The 7,772-nt window shown below is 67.2% G+C and carries 6 protein-coding genes; 1 reads left to right on the top strand and 5 read right to left on the bottom strand.

Annotated features, from left to right (window positions below; genetic code table 11):
- The coding region (locus GJV64_RS08830) for a hypothetical protein (protein ID WP_205599572.1) at positions 1-645 on the top strand (645 nt) is incomplete at its 5' end.
- A gap of 6 nt (positions 646-651) precedes the next feature.
- On the opposite strand, the gene GJV64_RS08825 is transcribed toward GJV64_RS08830, so the two are convergent.
- The 5 genes from GJV64_RS08825 to GJV64_RS08805 form a co-directional block, all read right to left on the bottom strand.
- Entirely contained in the window at positions 652-2,190 is a 1,539-nt protein-coding gene (locus GJV64_RS08825; protein WP_235927670.1) for an N-acyl-D-amino-acid deacylase family protein, read from the bottom strand.
- 221 nt (positions 2,191-2,411) lie between these two features.
- A complete protein-coding gene (locus GJV64_RS08820) occupies positions 2,412-2,720 on the bottom strand; it encodes a c-type cytochrome (RefSeq protein ID WP_164156889.1) in 309 nt (102 codons plus the stop codon).
- 30 nt (positions 2,721-2,750) lie between these two features.
- Positions 2,751-4,058, bottom strand: coding sequence for a PQQ-dependent sugar dehydrogenase (locus GJV64_RS08815; protein WP_235927669.1), 1,308 nt, complete (start codon positions 4,056-4,058; stop codon positions 2,751-2,753).
- Between the two features lie 34 nt (positions 4,059-4,092).
- The gene (locus GJV64_RS08810; protein ID WP_164156888.1) at positions 4,093-6,015 is read right to left on the bottom strand and encodes an outer membrane protein assembly factor BamB family protein; all 1,923 of its coding nucleotides are present in this window, start codon (positions 6,013-6,015) and stop codon (positions 4,093-4,095) included.
- A 30-nt stretch (positions 6,016-6,045) separates the two neighbouring features.
- On the bottom strand, positions 6,046-7,772 hold a 1,727-nt coding region (locus tag GJV64_RS08805; RefSeq protein ID WP_164156887.1), incomplete at its 5' end, for a gamma-glutamyltransferase family protein.

Genomic DNA, 7,772 nt, shown 5'->3' with positions numbered 1-7,772 from the left:
GCCGCACCCGCGCCCCGCGACTGGATCGCCCACTACACCAAGGCCCGCAACGCGGCGCTGGCAAAGCAATGGCCGCGCGCCGCCGCCCATGCCGGCATCGCCTGGGTGCAGAACCCGCGCGCGCCCGAGACACGGGCGCTGTGGCGCCTGGCGGCGCTGGAGGCTGGTGTCGGTGGCCGGAACGCCGGCGGGCTGCCGCTGCCTGATACGCTTCCGGGCCGGTTGGCCGGTCAGCTGCCGCCGATCGGATGGCAGCTGACCGCGATGGCCGGCGCGCTGCTGCTGACCGGTGGGTTCGGCGCCCTGCTGTTCCAGCGCTTCGGCCATGCCAGCGGGGCCTGGCGGCGGCCGGCGGCGCTTGGTGCGGGCCTTGGCGCGCTCGGCATGGCGGCCGGGATCGCCGGCACCTGGGGCTATGGCGCGGCGGCGGCCCCCGATGCCGCGATCACCTGGCAGCCGGTGGCCCTGCGCCCGCTGCCCGTGGCGACACCCGACAGAGAGGCGACCGTGGCGCTGGCCCCCGGCACCGTGGGGCGCATGGACGGCCGCTTCATCGGCTGGGTGCGGCTCACCCTCCCCGATGGACGTTCGGGCTGGCTGCGCCGCGGCGAGGTGATCCCGGTCTGGCAGCGCCAGCCGGAGTGATTCCGGTCAGTTCGCGCGGCAGGTGCCCGCTGGCGGCGTGTGCGGCAGTGGCACGCCGCTCAGCGCCACCGTCATCCGGCCCGCCTCGATCGCCGGCGCGCCGTTGACGAACAGGTCCGTCACCCCTTCGGCGAGCACGGCGACCTTGTTGAAGTCGTTCTTCGGCGCATAGGTCTGGGGATCGAAGACCACGACATCGGCGAAATAGCCGGCCTTCAGATAGCCGCGCTCCTTGATGCCGAAGGCATCGGCCGTGGCGCCGGTGGAGTTGCGGATGAAGAAGGGCAGCGTGATCACCTTCTCCTCGACGACATATTTGCGATACTTGGTCGGGAAGGTGCCATATTCGCGCGGGTGCCCTTCGCCGCCGTCGGAGTCGGTCAGCGTCCAGGGCTGCTTCATGAACGTCGCGATGTCCGCCTCGCCCATGACGAAGCCGATCAGCGACTGGCTGCCGCCCTGCTTCAGGATGCGGATCGCGGCATCGACCGGGGTCATCCCCATTTCCCGCGCCACCACGTCGAGGAACTTGCCGGTCTGCGGGGTGCCCGGTGCGCGGAACAGGAACTTGTTGGGGCCGCCCGTGCGTTCCATGTTGCGGATCATCTCGGTCTTGATCCGCTCGGCCGTCTCGGGGTTCTCAAGCCGCTTCAGAAACGCCTCACGGCCGCCGTCCATGGCCCAGTTGGGCACGAACATCGCAGTGAGGCTGGTGCCGTTGCCGGTGTAGGGATACTGGCTGGCGGTGACCTTCTGGCCGGCGGCGCGAGCCGCGTCCACCATCCTGACGACCTCGGCGGACATGCCCCAGAGCTTGGGGCCTATAATCTTGATGTGGCTGAGGTGCACCGGGATATTGGCTTCCTTGCCGATGGTCAGCGCCTCTCGGTACGACGCGATGGCCCCGACCGTGAAATCGGAATAGTCGCGCGTGTGGGTGTCATAGATGCCACCGCGGATGCCGGCTTCCCTGGCCAGCGCAATGATCTCGTCGGTCTTGGAATAGCTTTGCGGCACATAGAACAGGCCGGACGAAAGGCCGATCGCGCCCTCGCACATGCCCTGGACGACCAGCGCCTTTTCCTTTGCCAGTTCGGATGCTGTGGGCGCCCGGGCCACTGGCCCGATCACCGCCTCGCGGATGGTGCCATAACCGACAAAGGTGGCGACGTTGACCCCGATGCGCTGCGCCTTGAGCTTGCCAAGCACGCTGGCGACATTGGGATCGCCGCGACCATCATTGCCGATGAAGAGGGTGGTGACCCCTTGCGCAAGCCAGGCCGGCACCTGCCGCTGCGCAGGATCGGCGGACTCAAGGAAATGCTGCGCATGGGTGTGGGGATCGATGAAGCCGGGCGCCACGATCTTGCCAGTGGCATCGATGGTGCGCTTCGCCGTCACCTCTGCCTTTGGCCCGACATAGGTGATCCGGTCGCCCGAAATGGCGACATCGCCCACATAGGGCGTCATCGCGGCAGAACCGTCATAGATGGTGCCGCCCCGGATCAGCACATCGGCCACCGGCTGCGCGGCGGCCCCCGCCATCCACATGAGTGCCAGCGTTGATGCCGCAGCCAGCCGCCTTGTCGCCCTGTTCATCACCCACGCGTCCCCCAGCAAACGGCCGACCGCTGACAGCAACGCGGCATGTCCCTCATCGGCCCTGAAATTTGGCAATCACTATGCTGCCGTGCACCGGCCCCCGTCAACGCGATGCCCGGCCGGCGGTGGAAGACGCGCTCCCGCAGCGGGCGTAGCCACAGGTTTCAGTTCTGGGCGGGCGGCTCCACGGCAAGGTTTGCCGAAAGATAGGCGACGATCTTGCTGTATTCATCGTCGCTCAGCACGGCACCCTGGCCAACCATGATGCTGACCACCTCCGCCCACTGATCCGGCGATCGCGGCTGCGCGACGATGATATCGACGCCGTGGCAGCGCGTGCACGCGCCCAGCACCTGCTCCTTGCCGTCCGCATCAGGCAGGCTGATCGCCTGCGACACGGCGGCCGCCGCAAAGGCACCACTCAGGCTGCAGACCACCAGCACCAAGCCGGGAAGACAGCGCGACATCACCATTCCGGGATCATTGTCCGGGGCGGGCGCCGGTCAATCCGGCTTGCCAGCGGGCGCAGGTGCCGGCTCGATCCGCAGCAGCATGCCGTCGGTGTCCTTCGGCCCGCGCAGACGGCCTTCGGTCAGGACATAGATGTTCCCGTCCGGCCCCTGCCTGATGTCGCGGAACCGCACGCCAAGTTCGGTCAGCATGGTATCGCCCTGCCGGATGAAATCGCCACGGATCGTCATCTGGGCGATCTTGCGCGTGTTGGCGCCGGCGACGATCAGGCTGCCCTGCAACTGCGGAAACTTGTCCCCGGTATAGAAGAACATGTTTTCCGGATTGAAGTTGGGATTCCAGAAATACATCGGATCATCCATGCCATCGCGGTGGAACGGCTGATCGGAGACCAGGCTGCCCGAATAATGCCGACCCAGCGACACCAGCGGCCAGCCATAATTGTGCCCCGGCAGGATCTTGTTGATCTCATCCCCGCCGGCTGGACCGAATTCGCTGGCCCACATCACGCCGGTTTTCGGATCCCAGGCCATGCCATACACATTGCGATGGCCATAGCTGTAGATCTCGGGCAGCGCGCCGGCCTTTCCGACAAAGGGGTTGTCGGGCGGCACCGAACCATCGTCCCGCACCCGCAAGATCTTGCCGATATGGCTGTTCAGGGCCTGCGCCTGAGGGCGCGCACTCGATTGGTCGCTCGCCGTTGTGCCATCGCGGTCCCCCACGCTGATGTAGAGCATCCCGTCCGGACCAAAGACCATGCGGCCAGCATAGGTGCCAAGCGGACTTTCCCACGCCTCCGCCACCAATATGTCCTGCACCGCCGTCAGCCGGCCCTGTTCGAAGCGGGCGCGGGCCACCGCCAGTGTCGTGGCCAGCCGGGGCTTCACCTCCTTGGTGTAGGAGACATAGAGCAGCTTGTTGCGCGCGAAATCGGGATGCAACACGATGTCGTGCAGCCCGCCGATGCCGACATTGTTGAGCGCCGGCAGGCCGGCAACGGGGGTCGGATCCAGCACGCCATCGCGCACCACGCGCAGCTGCCCGCCGCGCTCGGTGAGCAGCATTGTGCGTCCATCGGGCAGGAACACCAGCCCATCGGGATGCGACAGGCCTTCCGCCAGCTTGACGACACGGACCGCGATGCCGCCCTGGCTTTTCAGCACGACCGGCTTGTCCACCGCAGCGCCGGACAAGGCGTCGGGCGGATAATTGCGCAGGATCTGGGCCGGGGTGAGCGGGGCTGTGACGCCCGGCGTCTCGACCGGCTGGGCGCCCAGCGTGACAGGCACTGCGGCCAGCAAAGCTGCGATCGGCCAGTATCTCGTGTTGAATGTCATGCGTCCTCCAGAGCCACGCGCCACGGCATCAGCCCTACTCCAGGCTCAGGGCAACAAGCTCGGCCGGATGATCGACCCCGCCAACCCCGACCACGATATATTGCTTGCCCTTGTGCATGTAGGTGATCGGCGGCGAGGTCGTGCCGGCGCCGAGATTGGCCTGCCATACCACCTTCCCGGTCTGCTTGTCATAGGCCCGGAACATGTTGCCGCCGCTCAGTTTGGGAATGCTCAGGCCCACCTTGTCGCCTTCGCCGATGAACAGGAATGATTTCGTCAACAGCGGCGCAGCGCGGCCGGCCTGGCCGAGCGGCGGCAGGTTCAGGTCTTTCAGCAGCGGGTGGTCGCGCGGGCCTTCGCCATTGGGCACCATCCACAGATGCTCCCCGCTGTTCATGTCGATCGCGGTGATCCGGCCATAGGGCGGCTTGACCATCGGCAGGCCCTGCGGCCCCTCCATGTACAGGCTTGATTCCGGCGGCCGCTTGTAATTGTCGCGGCCGATCCACGGCACGCTGACCGACGGGACATAGATCACCCCGGTTTCCGGATCGAGCGCGGCGCCGATCCAATTGGCGCCGCCGACCCAGCCGGGCAGGTAGAGCGTGCCGAGCTTGCCATCGGGTCCGCCCGCAGGCGACGGCGGCGTGTACATCGGGCCATGCCGATAGCGGCTGAGGATCTGCACCGCTTCGGCGCGAAGGGCCGGCGTGTAATCGATCAACTGGTCCTCATCCATGCCCTGCCGGTCGAACGGCTTGGGCTTTGCCGGGATCGGCTGGGTTGGGGAGGCCTTCTCACCCGGCATCGTGGTGGCCGGCACGGGCGTTTCGACAATCGGAAACAGCGGCTCGCCAGTCTTGCGGTCAAAGGCGAACACATAGGCCATCTTGGTGACCTGGATCGCGGCCTGACGCAGGCGGCCATTCACCTTGATATCGGCCAGCATCGGCGGCGAGGGCAGGTCATAATCCCACAGGTCGTGATGCACCAGCTGGTAATGCCACAGCTTCTTGCCGGTGCGGACATCGAGGGCGACGAGCGAGTCGGAATAGAGATTGTCGCCCGGCCGCGAGACGCCATAATAATCGCTGGGCGGGGCGCTCAGCGGCAAATAGACGATGCCGAGTTTTTCATCGGCGCTGAAGGCGGACCAGACCTTCGTCTTGCCGCCCACCCGCCACGATTCATTCTCCCATGTCTCCACTCCCGGTTCGCCTTCGCGCGGGATCGTGTGAAAGGTCCACAGCAACTTGCCGGTGCGCACATCGAAGCCGCGCACATTGCCGGTGAGAGACGCCTTGTTGATGTCGGCGACGCCCGTGGCGATCGGTTGGCCGCCGATCACGATCACATCGCCCACCACGATCGGCGCCGGCGCGGTCCAGGAAAAGATCGTCTTCGGCGCCTGGCGCAGATCAACCCGGCCCTTGTCGCCGAAATCGGCCACCGGCTGACCCGTGCGGGCATCGAGCACGTACAGATAGTTTCCACGTACGGTGACGATGCGCGCGCGGGCGCCCTTCCCCCACAGCGCCAGCGCCCGGCTGGCCGCCGCCGGTGTCAGCCGCCCATCGCCCGGATACGCCGCCTGGCTCCAGAGGACGCGGCCGCTGCCCGGATCGCGGGCCTCGACCAGCCCGATCTGGTTGCTGATGTACATCACCCCGCCCACGACCAGCGGTGCGTTGCGAAAATTGTTGGAGGGCACCAGCGTGGGGTTTGCGGCCCGCAGGGCGGGATCGAGCGCCGGGGCGCGCCAGGCGATTTTCAGCCGCTTGATGGTGCCGGCGTTGATCTGGTTGAGGGCGGAGTATTTCGTGTCGCCCAGCGTGCCGCCGAAGTGCGGCCAGTCGGCAGCGGCCTGCGCGTGAGCCCGTGTCGCGCCGAGCCCTGGCGCCGTTGTCGCTCCAAGCGCGAGGGCCAACGCCAGGCCGATGCCCTTGTATGCCGTCATGGTGCCGCCTCCCTGCTGCCGACGCGCCGTTCAATAGCCAACGGCATAGCCCATGCGCCGGGGATCGGAACCGGCCAGCCGCGTGCCATGGGGCGATTGCAGCACGGCCTGGATGCTGCCGATCGCATAGGGACCGACCGAGCGGACCCCATGCCCCATGGCGCGCAGCCCGGCGACCGTGGCGGGCGAAAAGCGCGATTCAACTTGCAGCGTGATCGCCGCGCCCGGCGTGTAGAAACCCGGATCGGCGTCGAGCGCGAGGCGCGGCGCCTCGATCGCCGCCTGTACCGGCAGGCCACGGTCGATCACGTTGATCAGATGCTGAAACTGCGTCTGTCCGATCGTTTCGCCGCCTGGCGATCCGAACACCATCCTGAACTGCCCCCTGTCGAGCACGATGGTCGGGCAGTTGCCGAGCAGCGGGACACGCCCGCCCTTCACGAAGTTGGGATGATCACGATAGGGCGCCGTCGATCCTTCGCGCAGGCCGTTGTTGCAGAACATGCCTGTGTCACCCATGATGACACAGGCGCCAAAGCCGCCTCCCAGGGTGGTGGTGACGCCAATCGCGTTGCCATCGCCATCGACGATCGAGATATTGGTCGTGTCACCGGGCACGCTGCCGGCTGCCGCTGGCCGGGGCGCCGGCAGCCGGGCGCCGCCGATATCGGCGCCGGCCGGGAAGGCAATGGCGCGGGCCGGATCGATCAGGCGCCGGCGCTGGCTGGCAAACTCCTTGGAAATGAGGGTCGCAACCGGCGCACGGCTCGACGACGGATCGGCAGCGTAACGATAGACATCGGCCTTGGCGATCTTGATGCATTCGGCAATCAGGTGCAGCGCCTGCGGGCTGTCGGCTGGAAGCGAGGCAATGTCAAAGCCTTCGAGGAGGTTGAGCTGCTCGCAGGTTTCCAGACCGGTGCGCGAGGTCAGCGGCGAGCAGATCACGTCGAGCCCGCGATAGCTGGTCGCCACCGGCTCGACCCACTTCGGCCGATAACTGCGCATGTCGTCCAGCCGCAGCCAGCCGCCATTGGCACGCGAGAAACGGTCCATTTCCTGCGCAATGGGCCCAGTGTAGAAATAATCATACGCGGAGGTGAGCGCCTGGTCGCGGCTGGCCCCGCCCTTCAATGCTGCCGTTTCCGCATCGGCCAGGGCCTGAAAACTGCGCGCCAGCGGCAGGTTGCGGAACATCGCGCGCGCCGCGGGCGGCCTGCCGCCCGGAAAATAGATGGCCGCTGTCGTTGGAAAGCGCGTCAGCGTGGCCTGCTGGCGGGCGATCGTCTGGGCAATCGACGGATCGAGCGGATGGCCATCGCGCGCATAGCCGATGGCCGGTTCCAGCAGAACCGACAGCGGAAGCCTGCCCAGACGCCGTGCCAGTTCGATCCAGCCGCCAAACGCCCCCGGCGTCACCACGGCCCTGGGACCGGCGGTCAGATCGGCGGCGGACGCGGTGTCATCGAGCAGGCGCGGCGCGGCGCCGGCGAAGGCGAGCGCGGTGATCCGGCCAGTCTTGCCGTCCATGCAGGTGGCAAAGCCGTTGCCGGCGGCGCCCGATGCCCATGGTTCCACGACATTCAGCACCGCCATCGCCGCCACGGCCGCATCGGCAGCGGTGCCGCCCTGCATCAGCATCCTGAGGCCCGCCATCGATGCCAGCGGGTGCCCGGCCGCAACGATTCCGTGCGGGCCAGCCACCTCGACCCGGTGCTGCATGACCGTGCTGGCGCCCGTGCCCGGCGCGTCCGGCG

The organism is Sandarakinorhabdus rubra (genome assembly GCF_010994245.1).
In the GTDB taxonomy this organism is placed as follows: Bacteria; Pseudomonadota; Alphaproteobacteria; order Sphingomonadales; family Sphingomonadaceae; genus Sandarakinorhabdus; species Sandarakinorhabdus rubra.
This window is presented reverse-complemented; position numbering and strand designations above follow the sequence as displayed.

Excerpts from the sequence above, each read along its gene's own strand:
- GJV64_RS08815 (WP_235927669.1), bottom strand. The coding sequence starts at position 4,058 with ATGACATTCAACACGAGATACTGGCCGATCGCAGCTTTGCTGGCCGCA.
- GJV64_RS08810 (WP_164156888.1), bottom strand. The coding sequence starts at position 6,015 with ATGACGGCATACAAGGGCATCGGCCTGGCGTTGGCCCTCGCGCTTGGA.
- GJV64_RS08820 (WP_164156889.1), bottom strand. The coding sequence starts at position 2,720 with ATGGTGATGTCGCGCTGTCTTCCCGGCTTGGTGCTGGTGGTCTGCAGC.
- GJV64_RS08825 (WP_235927670.1), bottom strand. The coding sequence starts at position 2,190 with ATGGCGGGGGCCGCCGCGCAGCCGGTGGCCGATGTGCTGATCCGGGGC.